Genomic DNA, 19,009 nt, shown 5'->3' with positions numbered 1-19,009 from the left:
AAACATTTAAAATATGAAAAGAATAGTGTTTATTTTCTCCATTCTGGTGTTGGTTTTTATGACATCTTGCAGCGAAAATGAACCAGATATAAATTCTAATAAACAGGCTGATGCTGCTATTGTTGAGGTCAATGCTATTGAGCGTATTGAGCCACCGAATTGGTGGGTTGGTTTTAAAAATGATAGCCTTCAGTTATTAGTTAAGCATCCTAATATTGGGGATTATTCTCCGAGTATTTCTTTTGAAGGAATCAATATTCGAAAGGTATCTAAAGGTGATAATAGTAATAATTATTTGTTTATTGATGTAATCGTCTCGGAGACTGCAACGGCAGGTAAGTTCAATATTAAGTTTACTCACGCATATGAAGAAGAACTTACAGTAACCTATGAATTAAAGGAGCGTTTGAAGCCAGCAGAAGATTACATGGGTTTTAATAGTAGTGATGCCATTTATCTGATAACTCCAGATCGCTTTGTTAACGGGAATGCTCAAAATGATACACCTTTAGGTATTGAAGGGCTACCGGATTTACAAGAAAAAACCATAAATCGAAGTGATGATTATGCAAGACATGGTGGTGATATAGAAGGTATTATAAAACATATCGATTATATCCACGATTTAGGGTTTACAGCTGTTTGGCCACAACCGTTGCTAACTAATGATATGCAACACGGATCTTATCATGGTTATGCGGTTACCGATTTATATCAAATAGATCCTCGTTTTGGAACCTTAGAAGATTATAAAACGTTATCTGCTAAATTAAACGACAAGGGAATGAAGCTTATTATGGACCAAGTGGCCAATCATTGTGGATTATACCATTGGTGGATGAAGGATTTACCATTTAAAAATTGGGTTAATCTCCAGGAAAATTATGAGGATAATTTAGTAAACTGGGGCAATGACTATACTATTAACTCAAATCATAGGCGTACGACTAATCAAGACATTTATGCTTCTGAAGCAGACCGTAAAGGCAACAATGAAGGATGGTTTGTTGCTACCATGCCAGATTTGAATCAGCGCAATCCTTTTATGGCAAAGTACATCATCCAGAATAGCATTTGGTGGATTGAAACTGCTAAGTTAGGTGGTATTAGACAAGACACCTATCCATATCCAGATAAAGCCTTTATGAGTAATTGGGCGGAAGCTATAATGACTGAATATCCAAACTTTAATATTGTCGGGGAAGAATGGAGTTATAATCCATTATTAATTGGTTATTGGCAAAAAGGGGCAAATAATAAGGACGGTTATGATTCGAATCTTAAATCTACAATGGATTTTGCCATGCAACGAAAAGTGGTTGAAGGCATTAAAGATATTGAGTCATGGGACAAAGGGTTGATTAAGATTTATGAAGGTCTAGCAAATGATTTCCATTATGCCAGTCCTAAAGATATTTTAGTCTTTCCAGATAATCATGACATGAGTCGTATTTTTACACAAATGGAAGGTAATATTGAGTATACTAAAATGGCGTTGGCTACCTATGCTATGATGCCAAGAACAGTGCAGATGTATTATGGTACGGAAATATTGATGAATGATTTTGAAAAGCCTGGTGACCATGGTTTAATACGAACTGATTTTCCTGGTGGGTGGAAAGGGGACGAAGTTAATGCATTTACAGGTCAAGGCTTAACTAATATGCAGACCGATATGCAGTCATTTATTAAAAAGTTATTTAACTTTAGAAAACAATGTAAAGCTATTCATGAAGGTAAAACAGTTCATTTTGCGCCAAATATGGGAACTTACTTTTTGTACAGAACTCTTGGTGACGAGACTGTTGTAATGATTCTCAATAAGAACGAAAAGCCTATGAGTATTGATCTTAACTATCATGCGGAAATGGGATTAAAGGGTAAAACCCTTAAAAATGTTATTACCAACGAGATGGTAAAATGGGATGAGGTTATGGATCTAAAGGCTAAAGGGGTGACTATTTTAACGACAAAATTTTAATTATGAAAAAGGCCGCTTTCATTTTGCTTCTATGCACGTTTACATGCGCCTGCAAAACTCATGCGCAGAAAAACTTAGATGAGTTAAAAGATGACATGGCTTTGAATTCGACTTATGAGTTGAAGACAATGACTACCGTGAATTTATCCAGTGGACGATTGATGCGACTTGACAGTATTAGTTCAGAATATATAACATCTAGACCTGTTGATGTTTGGTTGCCAGAAAGTTATTCGGAAAACAAAATCTACAGTGTTCTTTACATGCATGATGGACAAATGTTATTTGACAGTACTACTACTTGGAATAAACAAGAATGGAAAGTAGATGAATGGGCTAGCCAGCTTATGACTGAGAATACAACTGATGATTTTATAGTCGTGGCCATTCATAATATCCCGCAGATGCGATGGCAAGATTTATTTCCTCAAAAGGCCTTTAAGTTATTAGATGAGTCGGTTCAAGAACAATTGTTAAAGGAAGCAATCAATGCCAGTGTTGATTCTAAATTTAATGGTGACAATTATTTAAAGTTTATTGTGGAAGAGCTTAAACCAATAATAGATAAAGAATATGCTGTCTATGCTGATAGATCTCACACTTTCATAATGGGTTCTAGTATGGGCGGTCTAATGTCTATGTATGCTATTTCAGAATACCCAAATATTTTTGGTGGTGCAGCCTGTATTTCAACACATTGGGTCGGTGCAATGCCAAGAGCTAACAATCCATTTCCGGAGGCTATTTTTAGCTATATGGAGTCAAGCTTTCCCAAAGCTGGGAATCACAAGGTTTATTTTGATTATGGTGATAAAACTTTAGATCAACATTACCCGCAATATGCCCCAGAAGTTGATAGAATATTAGATTTGAAAGGCTATTCAAATAAGGACTCAAAAAACTTATTTTTCGAAGGAACAGATCATTCAGAGAATTCATGGAATCGCCGTCTGGATAGGCCACTTACATTCCTTTTAGGCAAGGGAGTAGATTAATAGCAGCTAATTTAGGCCTCGTAGGTAATTGTATTTACGAGGTCTTAAAAATTTTATAATGAATCATAGATTTTTATACATAATACTTGTATTTTTTTCAATTTCAATTTGTGCTCAAAATACAAGACGTATATATAAATCGCATAGTGAAGAAAATGGACTTTTTACGGTTGTAACTAGTGATGGTAAATATATGTTTCAGTTCTATGCGCCAGAAATAATAGAAACTAGCTTTATTCCAAATGGAGACAACTACAATAGTAAATCTCATGCAGTTGTCATGACCTCTGAAACTGTTGAAACTACTTATAAATATACGGGGAATACTATCACTTTTGGAAGTGCGGGAATATCAGTTATGATAACAACTGAGCCATTTCAGATTAGTTACTCTTACAATGGCAAGCCATTAATATCTGAGAGGCTTGGCTATTATAAAAGTAAGCATCAACCTATGGATTTGGTTAAAGATAATATTATTGCTGATGAAACTGAAAAGATAGAATTCAATCTTACTAAGGATGAAGCCTTATATGGTGGTGGAGCTAGAGCTTTAGGTATGAATCGTCGGGGGAATCGTTTACCATTATTCAATAGAGCGCATTATGGTTATGAAACACGCAGTGAGTTGATGAATTATACAATGCCCATTGTATTGTCATCAAATAAATACATGATTCATTTTGATAATGCACCAATTGGTTACTTAGATTTAGATAGTAAAAAAGACAACACGTTAACCTACGAAACAATTTCGGGCCGTAAAACGTATCAGGTTATTGCCGGGAATTCTTGGTATGATATTGTCGAGCATTATACCGATTTAACAGGTAAACAGCCAATGTTACCACGTTGGGCTTTTGGTAATTTTTCTAGTCGATTTGGATATCATTCTCAAAAAGAAACTATTGAGACCATCAATACGTTTAAAGAAGACAAAATTCCTGTTGATGCTATTATTCTAGATTTATACTGGTTTGGGAAAGATATCAAAGGCGCCATGGGCAATTTGGGGTTTTATAAAGATTCTTTTCCTAACCCTAAAGCAATGATTAAAGACCTAAGGTCTAAAAATATAGAGACTATTTTAATTACAGAACCATTTGTTTTAACAACCTCGGAGAGATGGAATGAAGCTGATTTTGCCCAGGTCCTTGCAAAAGATTCAGTAGGTAATTCTGCAACCTATGATTTCTACTTTGGTAATACAGGTCTTATTGACATTTATTCTAAGAAAGGTAATACTTGGTTTAAAAACATTTACAAAGGACTCTCTAGTATTGGAGTTACTGGTTTTTGGGGAGACTTAGGTGAGCCAGAAGTACATCCTGGTTGGGTGCAACACGCAAAAGGGTCAGCGGATGAGGTTCACAATATCTATGGGCATGATTGGGCAAAGTTAGTTTATGAAGCTAGTTTAGAAGCAAATCCAGATAAGCGTCCATTTATTTTAATGCGCGCTGGTTCTTCGGGTTCTCAACATTATGGTATAGTACCATGGTCCGGTGACGTGAGTCGAAGTTGGGGCGGATTACAATCACAACCGGAAATAGCTCTACAAATGGGAATGCAAGGTATTGGGTATATGCATTCTGATTTAGGTGGGTTTGCTGGTTCTAATTTAGACGATGAGCTTTATACGCGTTGGTTACAGTACGGTGTTTTTCAGCCCATTTTTAGACCTCATGCTCAAGAAGATGTGCCTAGTGAACCTGTTTATCGAAGTGAGGAGGCCAAGCGTTTAGCATCTTTTGCTATTCAAATGCGTTATAGAATGTTGCCTTATAACTACAATTTGATGTTTGAAAATTATAAAAAAGGGACTCCGTTAATGCGTCCTTTATTTTTTGAAGAACCTGATAATCCAGACTTGCTGGATTATACAGAAACTTACCTATGGGGCAACGATATTTTGGTGGCTCCCATTTTAGAATCAGAAAAGACCGAACAAGCGGTATATTTTCCAGCTACATCGCATTGGTTTAATATCGAAACTGACAAAATAATGGCAGGTGGTCAAACCAAATTAATAAAAACGCATCCAGCTTACATACCAACTTTTGTAAGAGCGGGCGCCTTTATACCTTTAGCAAAGCCAATGCAAACTACTGCAGACTATGATGACTCCAATTTTCAATTACAGTATTACCATCATAACGAAGTTCGTCAATCTCGTCGTGATTTTTATTTTGATGATGGCATTACAGAAGGTGCATATGCAAGTGGAAACTATCAAATTCTGACTTTTGATTCCGAAATTAAAGGGCAATCGCTAAACATTGAATTCAAAGCAGAAACTGGAAACAATTTTGAGGCCAATTTTAAAGCTATTGAGTTGACCATTCATAATATTTCAAAAGAACCAAAACGAATTAACATTTGTAAGAAAAGAGTTAAGGGTAAATACAATGAAACATATAAAACCTTGACAATACCAATAAATTGGAATACTCAAGAAGATAAGGAAGTTAGAATAGAACTCCATAAATAAAACAGTTTAAACCAATTAAATCTAACATGATATGAAGAATAAAATAATACCATTAGGCTCATTAGACAAAGTATTAGCCTTTACTGATGATCAAATACTAATTAGTCGAAATGAGCATGAGTCTATTGAAAGTTTGCAGGCAGATGCTAAAAGAAAAATTGTTCCTATGAGCAGCGTAAAGGAGTTATTTTATATAAATCCAAATGGGTATTTCTTCATTGAATATGATGTAAATGGTAAAACTAAACGAGAACCAGTGTTATTACAAGATACCACCACCATGGAATCGTTATTAGAATCTATTGCTGAGGTGAAAAATTTTTCAAAAGGTGAGCGCACTCAATCAGCCAAGAATGGAGTGATTATTAATGGAATTATTGCTCTTTTTGTAGCGTTTCTTTTTTGGACATTATATGGTATTGCAGTCGATGCACAAAATGGAGGTCATGCAGAAGCCTATGGAAGACGAAAAGGATTAAAGAAAATCTTGATTGATATTACTGAGGCAATTGGCCCTACAGGTGTATGGGTAATTGGCGCCTTATTAATGCTTTACTTCGTTTATAAAATTGTGAAAAGTGCTAAACCATCTAAAGGTGTTAGTTATAAATAAAATGTTTAGCCATATAGAATTATAATGAAATCACTAAAATATAGTGCTTGGATCACCATTATTTTATTTGTAGTTGCTTGTAGTAATGAAAAGAAAACTACTGAAGCCGAACTGAACACGGAAAATGAAATCGAATCACAGATGAAAAAGAAGCAAGTTGTTTATCAGGTTTTTACTCGTTTATTTGGAAACACAAATAGCACTAACAAATCTTGGGGAACGCTCGAAGATAATGGAGTAGGGAAATTTAATGATTTTACTGAGAGGGCCCTGACTGAAATTAAAGAATTAGGGGTAACACATATTTGGTATACCGGAGTTCCGCATCATGATGTAATTACAGATTATTCAAAATATGGCATTTCAAATGATGATCCTGACATTGTAAAGGGTAGAGCAGGTTCACCTTATGCTGTTAAAGACTATTATAATGTTAATCCTGATTTAGCTGTAAATGTAGATCAGAGACTCCAGGAGTTTGAAGCTTTAATTGAGCGGACTCATAAAGTAGGTTTAAAACTAATCATAGACATAGTTCCTAACCACGTAGCTCGAAATTATGAAGGTTTAACCAATCCTCATGGCGCAACAGATTTTGGTGCAGAAGATGATAGTTCCATTACTTATCACGTAGACAATAATTTCTATTATAATCCAGGCGAATCCTTTCAGGTTCCAGAATGGAAAAATGATTACCAGCCACTTGGTGGAAACCATCATCCTTTAGCTGATGGTAAATTTCGGGAAGTACCAGCAAAATGGACTGGTAATGGGTCAAGAAAATCGCAACCAGACATGTACGACTGGTATGAAACCGTAAAGGTAAATTATGGTATAGACCCTGATGGAAATAAAGATTTTGATGAATTGCCAAAAGGATTTGATAGTGAGGGCTATAAAACTCATTTTGAGTTTTGGAAAGATAAAAAGGTGCCGAGTTCTTGGGTGAAATTTAAAGACATTGCTTTGTATTGGACAGATAAAGGGGTTGATGGATTTAGATTTGATATGGCAGAAATGGTTCCAGTAGAATTTTGGAGTTATATGAATTCGCATATAAAGATGAATAATCCAAACGCTTTTCTACTAGCAGAGGTGTATCAGCCACATTTATATCGGGATTATATTAAAAAAGGTAAAATGGATTACTTGTACGATAAGGTTCAATTGTATGATACCTTAAAGCACGTTATGCAAGGTCATGGAAAGACCGATAATATTCCTCCCATTTTAGATGAGCTCAGTGATATAGAGCATCACATGCTTCATTTTTTAGAGAATCATGATGAACAGCGTATTGCAAGTCCGGACTTTGCAGGCAATGCACTTAAGGGTAAACCAGCGATGGTGGTTTCAGCGACATCAACAACAGCGCCTACTATGATTTATTTTGCTCAAGAATTTGGGGAACCTGGAGCCGAAGATTTAGGGTTTGGTGACCCTTCAAGAACATCAATTTTTGATTATGGTTCTGTTCCAAGTTTGGTACGTTGGGTTAATGACAAAAAGTTTGATGGTGGTCAGTCCACTGAAGATGAAATTAGCCTTAGAGATTTTTATAAGCGTCTACTCAATTTTACACTGGAAAGTGAAGCTTTAATGGGAAACTATCAGGATATCCATTTGTATAATCAGCAGCACACAGAATGGTATAATGATAAGGTGTTGTCATTTGTAAGATGGAGTGACAGTGAGCAACTCATTATTGTTTCAAACTTTAATGCCGATAATGCATATGGGTTTGAACTTCAGCTGCCAGAAGATTTAGTAGAAAAATTGAAGCTCCAAGACGGAGACTATGTGCTTGAGGATCAGCTTTATAATAATTATACTTCTAATTTAAAAGTACTTAAGGGAGAAGCCCAAGTCAGGATTGATATAAAACCATTAGAATCATTTATTTTGAAAATAAAGTAATAGTATGAAAAAAATAATAGCATTATTGATGTTAACCCTTACTCTAAGTTGTAATCAAGGGAATTCTGAAGAAGAATTAGCAGAAGTAATTGAGCCACCAAAACAACATTTTGATTGGGAAGGTGCTAATCTTTATTTCCTTTTAACTGACCGTTTTAATAATGGAGATCCTTCTAATGATATCAATTTTGATAGAACTAGAGAGACAGGAAAGTTAAGAGGTTTTGAAGGTGGAGATATTAAAGGAATTACCCAAAAAATCAAAGAGGGCTACTTTTCAGATTTAGGAATCAACGCCATTTGGATGACGCCAATCGTAGAACAAATACATGGGGGAACAGACGAGGGAACAGGATTTACTTATGGATTTCATGGCTACTGGACCAAAGATTGGACCAAAATTGACCCTAACTTTGGGACAAAAGAAGACCTTCACGAATTGGTAAATGAAGCGCATGCAAGAGGAATTAGAGTGGTCTTGGATGCGGTTATTAATCATACTGGTCCTGTAACAGAAAAGGATCCTGTTTGGCCAGAAAGTTGGGTAAGGACTAGTCCAAAATGTGCTTTTGATACTTATGAGCATACGGTAACTTGTACTTTGGTAGAGAATTTACCAGATATTTTAACAGAAAGTAACGAGGCAGTGGAATTACCGCCACAACTCGTTCAAAAATGGAAAGCAGAAGGGCGCTACGAGCGCGAGGTCAAAGAACTAGACGCCTTTTTTGAACGTACAGGACATCCAAGAGCTCCGCGTTTTTATATCATGAAGTGGCTTACAGATTATATAAAAGAATTTGGTGTAGATGGTTACAGAGTTGACACTGTAAAACACACTGAAGAGTTTGTTTGGCAAGAATTTAAAGAGGAGTGTGATACCGCTTTTAACTTATTCAAAAGCAATAATCCAGATAAAGTTTTAGATGATAACGCGTTTTATCTGGTTGGTGAGGTTTATAATTACAATATTAGTAGTGGTCAGTATTATGAGTTTGGTGATAGAAAAGTCAATTACTTTAATCCACCAAGCTTTCATAGTCTAATCAATTTTGAATTCAAGTGGAATGCGCAACAGGTCACTTTTGAGGAACACTTTAAAAGGTATTCAGATACTTTAAGTACCGCACTGCAAGGGTTTGGTACATTAAATTATTTGAGTTCTCATGACGATGGTAGCCCTTTCGATCCTAATCGTGAAAAAAGTTATGAATCCGCTAACCGACTTTTATTATCTCCTGGAACATCTCAGGTATATTATGGCGACGAATCGGCAAGACCTTTAGTAATTGAAGGTACACAAGGTGATGCAACCTTACGTTCTTTCATGAATTGGGATGCTATTGCTAACGATGACAATACCAAGAACGTTTTAACGCATTGGCAAAGGTTAGGGACATTCAGAGCAAAACATCCTGCTATAGGAGCTGGAGTGCATCAAATGATTACGCAATCACCTTACACATTTTATAGATCCTATCAAAAAGGAGAATATAAAGATTTAGTCGTTGTCGGTTTGGAATTGAACAAAGGCGACAAAGTTCTTGACGTTTCAAAAGTTTTTGAAGATGGTGATGTACTGCGAGATGCGTATTCAAATCAAGAGATTATCGTGTCAGAAGGAAAGGTTAATGTAAATTCTGAATTTGATATTGTTCTTCTTGAAAAGCAATAGTTAATTTTTGATATTCTTTCTAAAGAATTGTAACAAACTAGATGTAAGGTAGTCTTACCCTAAACGACTTTTTTAAATATTTGTAACTTTGCTTTTAACAGATTATCAAACATTGAACATTAACGAAAATTTAGATTCACCATTAGTTATTAAAGTTAGCTTTAATAAAATGCTTAATCAATATGAAAATTTGATTAAAGCAGATAACGGTTTTATTGCTGCAAATGCACGTCGTGTTTTAGAAATAGCAGAAAAGAATCCAATATTGAGAGAGGGATTTACCGATTTAACCTTGCTTAAAACCTATGAAAAAGAAATTGAAGGTATTCTACAAGATTCATTTAGCCCAATTTTAACCAATAATGAGATTAAGACGGCATATGTGCCCTTTTTGGATTTAGTGTTCAATACCTCAGATCGTTTTAAATCTATTTTAAAAAATGCAGGCGATGATTTTGAATTGCAAGTCAAAAATATGCCTACGGATGAAAAGTATATCATTGCTTGTACATTAATCCTAAATTTCTGTTACGGTTATAATCTTAATTTTAAACGTCCATTTTTTTACGAAATACCTGATTCTGATGGTATTATGCGTTATTATAAAATTCTTTATAATGCAGATTTTACGGAAATAATTCCAAGAAAGAATGCGCCTAAAATTACAGAAGCTGATTACGAAGAATTACTAGATAATTTTGAGAATATAGACCTCTGGAAAGAGAAGTTTCCACCTAATTCATATGACTTTAAAGGATTTGTAATATCAAATATTTTTGATGTTACGGACGACCAGTCTATTTCTAATATCAAGTCTTCATTAATTGGTGAAGATCAACGTAAGGATGCAAATTTCATAGAAGGTTTTTATGATATTTTCCGTTCCCTATTTGGGTTTAAAAACTTAGAAGTAGGATTTTCTATTTATAATGAAGAAGAAGGGGCATTTGAGCGCGTCTACGGCGTAGGTATGAATAGTTTTTTACTCAATGATAAGGAGAGTATGACTTGTGGTGATGCCTTATGCGAGTGGTCTTATAATAGGTTATTAGAAGAGAATAAATATTTTTCAGTATCTGATGTAGATCGCATCTTTGAAAAGTATGACGGTAAAGTTCCTCCCCATGTAAAAGTACTTCACGATCAAGGGTTTAAAAGTGCAATATTCGCCCCGATTGCGAAGGATCAAGGATTAATGGGAGTGATTGAAATTGTGTCAACAGAGGCTAAGGTACTCAATAGTATAAATGCTAACAAATTAGTTGATGTAATGCCTTTTATTATTTCTGCTGTAGAACGTTCTAAAAATGAAGAAGAAAACTTAATAGAGGCAATTATCCAAAAAGAGTGTACCTCTATTCATTCCAGCGTGCATTGGAGATTTGAGCAAGAGGCAAGAAATTATATTAAAGCTGAATGGAATGGTCAAGAGCCTAATTTCAATAAAATAGCTTTTGAGAATATTTATCCTTTATATGGTCAAATAGATATTAAAGGATCCTCAGAGGCCAGAAATTGGGCTACACAGCAAGACTTAACCATGCAATTAAGTGCTATCAAAACAATTTTGCAAATGGCATCTGTTGATGAAGCCTTGCCAATTTTTGAGCAATATGTTTTTCAAATCAATGCATTTCTGGCGAATCTTGAATCTAATTTCCAAGTCGATAGTGAGCAACAGATATCAGGATTTATTAAAGAAGAATTAGAACCAGTTCTAAAGCATTTGTATGCTAATGAAAAATTAAAATCCGGTATCGATGATTATTTTAATGGTATTGATGATCTTGTAGATGTGTTGTATTACCATAGAAAACAATACGATAATACTATTGCTTCAATAAATAAGGAAATGGCTTCCTTGCTAGATCAAAAACAAGTAGAAGCTCAATTGATGTATCCGCATTATTTTGAGCGTTTTAAAACTGATGGTGTTGAGCACAATATGTATATTGGCGAATCCTTGACTAAGGAAGACAGTTTTAATCCAATTTACCTTTATAATTTAAGATTGTGGCAGCTGCAAGTTATGGTAGAGATGGAAAATGCTTACTACCAAATGCAATCTGATTTTCCTGTTGCGTTAGATGTTGCTTCGATGATTTTAGTTTTTAATCAACCTTTGACGATTAGCTTTAGAATGGATGAAAAACAGTTTGATGTTGATGGGACGTATAATGCCCGATATGAAATTGTGAAAAAGCGAGTTGATAAGGCTTATATAAAAGGTACTACAGAAAGAGTTACTGAAAAAGGAAAGATTAGCATCGTTTATTCTCAAAAGGAGGACGAATTAGAGTATTTACGATATGTAAGATTCTTACAATCAAAAAAGTATCTGGATGATGATGTCGAAATTGTGGAATTACAGGACTTACAAGCAGTTACTGGCTTAAAGGCTATTAGAGTAAGCGTGCTCTATCATAAAGATAAAAACGACAAAGCTTTTTATACCTATGATGATTTAATGAAAGAAATTAAGTCATAAGGTGTTATTAGCGTCTTGGTACTTTTAATTATGCAGAGAAGTAAAAAGAAATACCAAAAGCTAATACACTTATTACTATACCTACCATAAATACTGTATAAGTTAGCCTAAGTAGACCATACTTTCTGTTTAATACTAAGCCTAAGAAATAAAGATCCTTAGTGAGTGAGCCGTATAAATAGTCTTTGTCTTTCATCATTTCATTCATGGCCCATTCGAATTCATCAAGTTTCATTTGATGAAAATTACCAAAAAAGAGCAGGTTTACTTTTTTGTTTGCAACATCTTCTTTAGTGAATTTTCCCATAGTTACGTTTGGTCTTGTCGCTAATACTGATAATACAATTGAAGCTACTGTAAATACTAGGAATATTAAAGTTGGATAAATTAAATAAGTATTCGATGGGTTGTCTAATTTGGGTAGTAAGTTGGATAAAGCAACAGAAATAATTATAGCATTTACCGATAATAAAATATTGGCTTTAGTGTCTGCAATATCACTAAGAGTCATGTGATTTCTTAGAGCTACTCGGAACATGGTCTCTATACCGCGATCAGGTAGGTCTAATTTTTCTTTTTTAAATTTTAATTCGGCTTTCTTCTGTTTTAATTTCTCAGTATTTGCTTTAATTTTATTTTGACTTTGTATAAGGTTGGCTAAGTTTTTCCTTTTCCGTTTTTGCCATTTTCTATTAGCTATATCGGAATGGAAGCTGTGATTGGTTAAAAACTCAATATTCTCTTCTAACCACTCCGTCTTTGAAACTTTTTTACCCTTGGTAAGCTCCCATTCTTTTCTTAGTAAGGCAGCATAGTCTTCGTAATTTTTGCTTGAGATATGAGCGCAGTCAGCATCACGTATTAGACATTCTAAGGTGTTCTTGGGTTCATAGCTCATTTCAGTCGCCAATATAATCTTAGAGATATTGGAAATCTTTTCATCAGAAACTTTACGGGATTTTAAAAACTCAGATGCAATTATTTCGCTTTGTTTTTCATGACCTTCTATTGTCTCAGTAAAACCAATGTCATGAAACCATGCACCTATCAATAGTAGCTCTGCATCTGCTTCGGTTAAATCACTTTCTTCAATGAGTTCTTTGGCTTTAGATACAACTCGTTGTGTATGGGCTAAGTTATGATACACAAAAGAGGTGTCTAGGTGGTCGTTTAAATACGACGTGACATATTGTTCTATGTCTTCTAAGAGGTTTTCCATATTCTATTAATCTTGACTAAATTAAGAATTATTTACAAGCTATTTATGTTAGTAATGTGCTAACTTAGCTAAATAACTTGATTTTTATGCAAGTCTAAACTTTTGTTTGGACGTAAATTGGTCTTATTAATTACTTAAATTAACCAAATTAAAATTAAATGCGACTAAACATCAGCGATACATTTAGCTGTGAATTGCCTGCTGATTCAAGTACAGAAAATACGAGACGTAAAGTTTTTGAGGCAACCCATTCTTTTGTAGAACCTAAGGTGCCATCGAATCCAAAAATAATCCACGTTTCTACCGATATGGCAAAGGCAATTGGATTAGATGAAGATGATTTAAGCTCAAATGCTTTTTTAGATGTATTTTCTGGTTCAAAACTTCAACCCAAAACCAGACCTTTTGCAATGGCATACGCAGGTCATCAATTTGGAAATTGGGCTGGTCAATTAGGTGATGGTAGGGCTATTAATCTATTTGAAGTAGAGCATAATCATAAGCGTTGGGCTGTGCAATTGAAAGGAGCTGGTGAAACACCTTATTCAAGGCAAGGAGATGGTTTAGCCGTTTTACGGTCTTCAATTAGAGAATATCTTTGCAGCGAGGCCATGTATTATTTAGGTGTTCCAACTACAAGAGCATTGAGCTTAATGTTATCTGGGGATGAGGTTTTAAGAGATATGCTTTACAATGGTAATGCTAACTATGAGAAAGGTGCTATTGTTTGTCGTGTCGCACCAACATTTGTTCGTTTTGGTAATTTTGAGTTGTTTGCAGCAAGGAAGGATTATAAAAACCTAAAAAGACTTGTTGACTATTCTATAAAGTATTTTTATCCTCAATTAGGTGAACCTTCTAAGCAATCCTATATCCAATTCTTTAGGTCAGTAAGTGAGAATACACTAAGAATGATTATCCATTGGCAACGCGTTGGTTTTGTTCATGGTGTTATGAATACCGATAATATGTCTATTCTAGGTTTGACTATAGATTATGGTCCTTACGGTTGGCTAGAAGGGTATGACTTCGGGTGGACACCAAATACAACCGACCAACACAATAAACGCTATCGTTATGGTAACCAACCAAATATTGGGTTATGGAATTTATTGCAACTCGCTAATGCCCTTTATCCATTGGTAGAAGAGGCTGAGCCATTCGAGTCTATTCTCAATGACTACCAGCTTAATTTTGAGCAACAGCATTTGGAGATGATGCGCTCTAAACTAGGATTAGTCAATCAAAATCAAAATGATCAAGCCTTGATTGAATCATTAGAGCATTGCTTAACAAGGGCTGAAACAGACATGACTATTTTCTTTAGGGTGTTGTCAAATTTCAAAAAGGGAAATGCATTATCAGGAATTGAAATTTTAAGAGAAGCACTTTATAACCCCGATGACTTAAACGAAGAGATTCTTGACCTATGGGAAGAATGGTATAAGAGTTACGACGAAAGACTACAATTAGAGCCATTAGACGACGTTCAGCGCAAGGTAAAGATGGACTCAGTTAATCCAAAGTATGTTTTGCGAAACTTTATGGCACAATTAGTCATTGATGATGCTAATAAAGGGGACTACAATCTGTTAGGTGAATTATTCTCCTTACTCAAAGCACCTTATGATGAGCAACCCAACATGGAAAAATGGTTTGTAAAACGACCAGAATGGGCGAGACATAAAGTTGGATGCTCCATGTTGTCCTGTAGTTCGTAAACTAATTAAAGCTCATGAATCTATTAAAAATTATGAGAATACTTGACTCAAAATAGAGAATTGTAAAGGATTAATTCTAAATACGTATTTATAACTACCTGTAAATCAAATGATTTTTAAAACATTATTAATTTAACTTCGAAAGCATAAATGTTATTTGTAACTTCGCAATAGCTTCAAATCTCTTACTGTAACCTTGAGTTAAAAGTAAATTTAAAATCACACAATGCCTAAGCCAATCAAAGTCATTAGTTCCTTATCATTAGTCTTGTTATTAAGCGCTTGTGCAACTTATAAGCCACAATACGGAAAGTCCGAAAATCAAATCGAGCCGACAACTAAGGCTGTAGAGCACACATTTTATTTAATTGGTGATGCAGGAAATTCTCAATTAAATAAAAAAGATAAAGCCCTTCAGGCCTTCGAAGAGGAGTTAGAAAAAGCCTCAGCGAATAGTACAGCGATATTCTTAGGAGACAATATTTATGAAAAAGGACTGCCTGAAAAAGGAGATGAGAACTATGATTTGGCTTCTTATCGCTTGAGAGTTCAAACGGAAGCAACAAAAAATTTTAAAGGACAAGCTCTTTTTATTCCAGGGAATCACGATTGGTATCACGGCTTAGATGGGCTTAAACGACAAGAAAAGTTTGTTGAAAAAAAATTAGGTAAGAATACATTTTTACCCGAGAATGGTTGCCCAATTGAAAAAGTGCATGTTTCAGATGATATCGAACTCATCATTATAGATTCCCAATGGTATATTACAAATTGGAATAATCACCCAAAAATTAATGATGATTGTGAATTTAAGACTCGAAATGATTTTCTCGATGAGTTTAGTAGCTTAATTAAAAAAGCAAGAGGAAAAACAACTATAGTAGCATTACATCATCCGTTATATACAAATGGTTCTCATGGAGGACAGTATTCTTTTGGTAGCCATATGAAGCCTCTTCCTGTGTTAGGAACATTAAAGAATGTTATTCGTAAAACTAGTGGAGTGGCTAATGTAGATCTACAAAACGCTCGATATAATGAGATGAAACGTCAATTGGTGGCCTTAGCTCAGGTTAATAGAAAGGTGGTTTTTGTATCAGGTCATGATCATAATTTGCAGTATATAGTAAAAGATAATTTACATCAAATTGTTAGTGGCTCTGGATCTAAGGTTTCAGCGGTTAGAAATATGAATGCCAATTTTGGTTATGGTACTCGTGGCTATGCTATTTTAAAACTTTATAAAGACGGTTCGTCTCACGTTCAGTTTTATTCAACAGATGACGAAAAACTAGTTTATGAAGGTCAAGTTTTACCTCCGAATGTAAAACCGGAGCCAGCTAATTATCCGTCTGAATTTCCTGAAACTGTAGCTGCTTCAATTTACACTGATGATGAGGTTAAAGCGACAGGGACAAGGAGGTTTTTTTGGGGTAAACGTTACCGAAAGTACTATGGTACTAAAGTTAATGCTCCAACTGTGAATTTAGATACATTATTTGGTGGTTTGAAACCTGTGCGTAAAGGAGGTGGAAACCAGTCTAAGTCTTTACGTTTAGAAGATAAAAACGGAGCTCAATATGTAATGCGAGCACTTCGCAAACAGGCATTGCAGTATTTACAAGCTGTTTTATTTAAAGATCAATATATAGAAGGGCAGTTCGATGATACAGCTACAGAAGATTTACTCTTAGATGTGTTTACAGGTTCTCATCCTTATGCACCTTTTGTTGTTGGTGATTTATCAGATGCAGTTGATGTTTACCATACGAATCCTACACTGTACTATGTGCCCAAGCAAAATGCATTAGGTGCCTATAATGCAGACTTTGGTAATGAGCTTTATATGATTGAAGAGCATACTTCAGAAGGACATAGTGACCTAGCCAGTTTTGGATTTCAAGATAAGTTGTTAAGTACCATTGATATGATGGAGAAATTGCATAAAGACGAGGATGTCGTAATTGATGAAGGATCCTATATTAGAGCAAGGTTATTTGATATGCTTATAGGTGATTGGGATAGACATCAGGATCAGTGGAGATGGATTCAATTCAAAGAAGATGGAAAAAAAGTATTTCGACCAATGCCACGTGATCGTGACCAAGCCTTTTCAATAATGAGCGACGGATTATTACTTGATTTAGCAGTAAAATTGCTACCTGCCGCGAAATTATTGAGAAATTATTCTGATGACTTAAAAGATGTGAAAGGGGTTAATTTTGAACCTTATCCATTGGATAAAGAGCTTATTGTGCAATCCGATAAAAAGGTTTGGAATGCTCAGGTGAAAATGATTCAAGACGGGTTAACGGATGAGGTAATCGAGACTGCATTTTTAAATATGCCAATAGAAGTAAGAGATGAAACAGTAGAGGAAATTAAAAGGAAGTTAAAGGCACGTAGAGCTAATCTTCAAAAGATTGCTGATCGCTATTACGATTTACTGAATAATGTTGCGGTCATCAAAGGAACCAATAAAGACGATTGGTTCGATATTGAACGTCTACCAAAAGGGAAAACAAAAATTACAGTATATCGCATTAAAAAAGGTGAGAAAAAAGATAAGTTTATTGAGCGAATATATAATCATAATGAAACTAAGGAAATTTGGATCTATGGTTTAGGTGATGATGATGTTTTTTATGTTTATGGTAGTAATAGTGATAAGGAAATTAAAGTACGCTTAGTTGGTGGGCAGAATAAGGATACTTACAATATTGAAAACGGAAAGCGTATTACTTATTATGATTACAAATCAAAATCTAGTATTGTCAAGACAAATAAAGGGCACAAAAAGTTTACGGATAATTATGATACTAATGCTTATGATTATCGTAAATTAAAAAATAATACTACTCAGGTTTTACCTTCTTTTGGTGCAAATCCCGATGATGGTTTCAGAGTTGGGGCAAATGCCACATATACTGCTTATGGGTTTGAGCGTAATCCATTTACCTCACAACACAGACTTTCTGCGGTCTACTATTTTGCTACAAATGGTTTTGATTTTAATTATAAAGGAGAATTTGCAAATATATTTCCAAATGTAAATTTTGGCTTGGAAGCCCAGTTTAATAGTCCAAACTTCGCAGTTAATTTTTTCGGTTTTGGAAATGAAACCCCAAACCCTGAAGCGGATGAAAATGACGGATTGGATGTGAATATGGATTTTAATCGTGTAAAAATTAGAACCTTAAGTTTTATGCCATCATTGATTTGGCGAGGGGAAACGGGAGGAAGTTTGAAGTTTGGGATAAGCTATGAGAGTAATGAAGTAGAGCGTACCTCAGGAAGGTTTATAGAGAGTATTTCTGCTGATGATGCTGTTTTTGATAATCAAAATTTCTATGGTATTGACGCTGTATACAGCTATGTGAATAAAGATGATAATGCTTTTCCTACATTGGGGTTTCAAACGCTATTAAATACGGGTTATAAAAATAATACTACTACTACTAAAGGATTTGGGTATATCATATCAGAATTAGGGGTTGATTACAAGTTGGTGTCAAGCGGAAAGCTCGTATTAGCAACAAATTTGAGAGGGCATATAAATTTTGGTGATGGTTTTGAGTTTTATCAAGGAGCTACTTTAGGTTCAAAAACCGGTTTAAGAGGATATAGATTTCAAAGGTTTACAGGAAAGACTGCTTTTTCGCAATCCACTGATGTTCGTTGGCATTTTGGGCGTTTAAAAACAGGGCTTTTGCCAATTCATATTGGAATATATGGAGGGGTAGATTACGGTCGTGTATGGCTAGACAACGATAATTCAGATAAATGGCATAATTCTCTTGGTGGTGGGCTATTTGTTAATATGGCAGAAATGATGACCGCACAGTTGTCTGCATTTAATAGTAGTGATGGACTTCGATTTGCATTTCAATTAGGATTTGATTTTTAATA

At 34.9% G+C, this 19,009-nt stretch carries 10 protein-coding genes; 9 read left to right on the top strand and 1 reads right to left on the bottom strand.

Annotated elements, in window-relative coordinates:
* Nucleotides 1-13: 13 nt before the first annotated feature.
* From HRU49_RS00235 to HRU49_RS00205, 7 genes are all read left to right on the top strand, one after another.
* Nucleotides 14-1,981: a glycoside hydrolase family 13 protein gene (locus HRU49_RS00235; protein ID WP_296352924.1), complete on the top strand. Its 1,968-nt coding sequence runs from the start codon at nt 14-16 to the stop codon at nt 1,979-1,981.
* Between the two features lie 2 nt (nt 1,982-1,983).
* Entirely contained in the window at nt 1,984-2,976 is a 993-nt protein-coding gene (locus HRU49_RS00230; protein WP_296352921.1) for an alpha/beta hydrolase-fold protein, read from the top strand.
* A 58-nt stretch (nt 2,977-3,034) separates the two neighbouring features.
* Complete coding sequence (locus HRU49_RS00225; protein ID WP_296352919.1) at nt 3,035-5,467, top strand: TIM-barrel domain-containing protein; 2,433 nt, start codon at nt 3,035-3,037, stop codon at nt 5,465-5,467.
* Between the two features lie 31 nt (nt 5,468-5,498).
* Entirely contained in the window at nt 5,499-6,080 is a 582-nt protein-coding gene (locus tag HRU49_RS00220) for a hypothetical protein (protein ID WP_296352917.1), read from the top strand.
* Nucleotides 6,081-6,104: 24 nt separating this feature from the next.
* Nucleotides 6,105-7,997, top strand: coding sequence for an alpha-amylase family glycosyl hydrolase (locus tag HRU49_RS00215; RefSeq protein ID WP_296352915.1), 1,893 nt, complete (start codon nt 6,105-6,107; stop codon nt 7,995-7,997).
* Between the two features lie 4 nt (nt 7,998-8,001).
* Nucleotides 8,002-9,672 carry an alpha-amylase family glycosyl hydrolase gene (locus tag HRU49_RS00210; RefSeq protein ID WP_296352913.1) on the top strand — a complete coding sequence of 557 codons (1,671 nt, stop codon included), beginning with the start codon at nt 8,002-8,004 and terminating at the stop codon, nt 9,670-9,672.
* A 112-nt stretch (nt 9,673-9,784) separates the two neighbouring features.
* Entirely contained in the window at nt 9,785-12,160 is a 2,376-nt protein-coding gene (locus HRU49_RS00205; RefSeq protein ID WP_296352911.1) for a GAF domain-containing protein, read from the top strand.
* Nucleotides 12,161-12,188: 28 nt separating this feature from the next.
* Here the strand turns inward: HRU49_RS00205 and HRU49_RS00200 are convergent, their stop codons facing one another.
* Complete coding sequence (locus tag HRU49_RS00200; protein ID WP_296352909.1) at nt 12,189-13,379, bottom strand: Pycsar system effector family protein; 1,191 nt, start codon at nt 13,377-13,379, stop codon at nt 12,189-12,191.
* Between the two features lie 158 nt (nt 13,380-13,537).
* Here HRU49_RS00200 and HRU49_RS00195 point away from each other — a divergent pair, with 158 nt between their 5' ends.
* Both HRU49_RS00195 and HRU49_RS00190 read left to right on the top strand, forming a co-directional pair.
* Entirely contained in the window at nt 13,538-15,100 is a 1,563-nt protein-coding gene (locus HRU49_RS00195; protein ID WP_296352907.1) for a protein adenylyltransferase SelO, read from the top strand.
* A gap of 226 nt (nt 15,101-15,326) precedes the next feature.
* Nucleotides 15,327-19,007 (top strand): metallophosphoesterase, encoded by a 3,681-nt coding sequence (locus HRU49_RS00190; protein WP_296352905.1) that lies wholly within the window; start codon nt 15,327-15,329, stop codon nt 19,005-19,007.
* Nucleotides 19,008-19,009: the final 2 nt, after the last annotated feature.

Origin of the sequence: Winogradskyella sp. (genome assembly GCF_013213975.1) — a bacterium.
In the GTDB taxonomy this organism is placed as follows: Bacteria; Bacteroidota; Bacteroidia; order Flavobacteriales; family Flavobacteriaceae; genus Winogradskyella.
This window is presented reverse-complemented; position numbering and strand designations above follow the sequence as displayed.

Excerpts from the sequence above, each read along its gene's own strand:
- HRU49_RS00235 (WP_296352924.1), top strand. The coding sequence starts at position 14 with ATGAAAAGAATAGTGTTTATTTTCTCCATTCTGGTGTTGGTTTTTATG.
- HRU49_RS00230 (WP_296352921.1), top strand. The coding sequence starts at position 1,984 with ATGAAAAAGGCCGCTTTCATTTTGCTTCTATGCACGTTTACATGCGCC.
- HRU49_RS00225 (WP_296352919.1), top strand. The coding sequence starts at position 3,035 with ATGAATCATAGATTTTTATACATAATACTTGTATTTTTTTCAATTTCA.
- HRU49_RS00220 (WP_296352917.1), top strand. The coding sequence starts at position 5,499 with ATGAAGAATAAAATAATACCATTAGGCTCATTAGACAAAGTATTAGCC.
- HRU49_RS00215 (WP_296352915.1), top strand. The coding sequence starts at position 6,105 with ATGAAATCACTAAAATATAGTGCTTGGATCACCATTATTTTATTTGTA.
- HRU49_RS00210 (WP_296352913.1), top strand. The coding sequence starts at position 8,002 with ATGAAAAAAATAATAGCATTATTGATGTTAACCCTTACTCTAAGTTGT.
- HRU49_RS00200 (WP_296352909.1), bottom strand. The coding sequence starts at position 13,379 with ATGGAAAACCTCTTAGAAGACATAGAACAATATGTCACGTCGTATTTA.
- HRU49_RS00195 (WP_296352907.1), top strand. The coding sequence starts at position 13,538 with ATGCGACTAAACATCAGCGATACATTTAGCTGTGAATTGCCTGCTGAT.
- HRU49_RS00190 (WP_296352905.1), top strand. The coding sequence starts at position 15,327 with ATGCCTAAGCCAATCAAAGTCATTAGTTCCTTATCATTAGTCTTGTTA.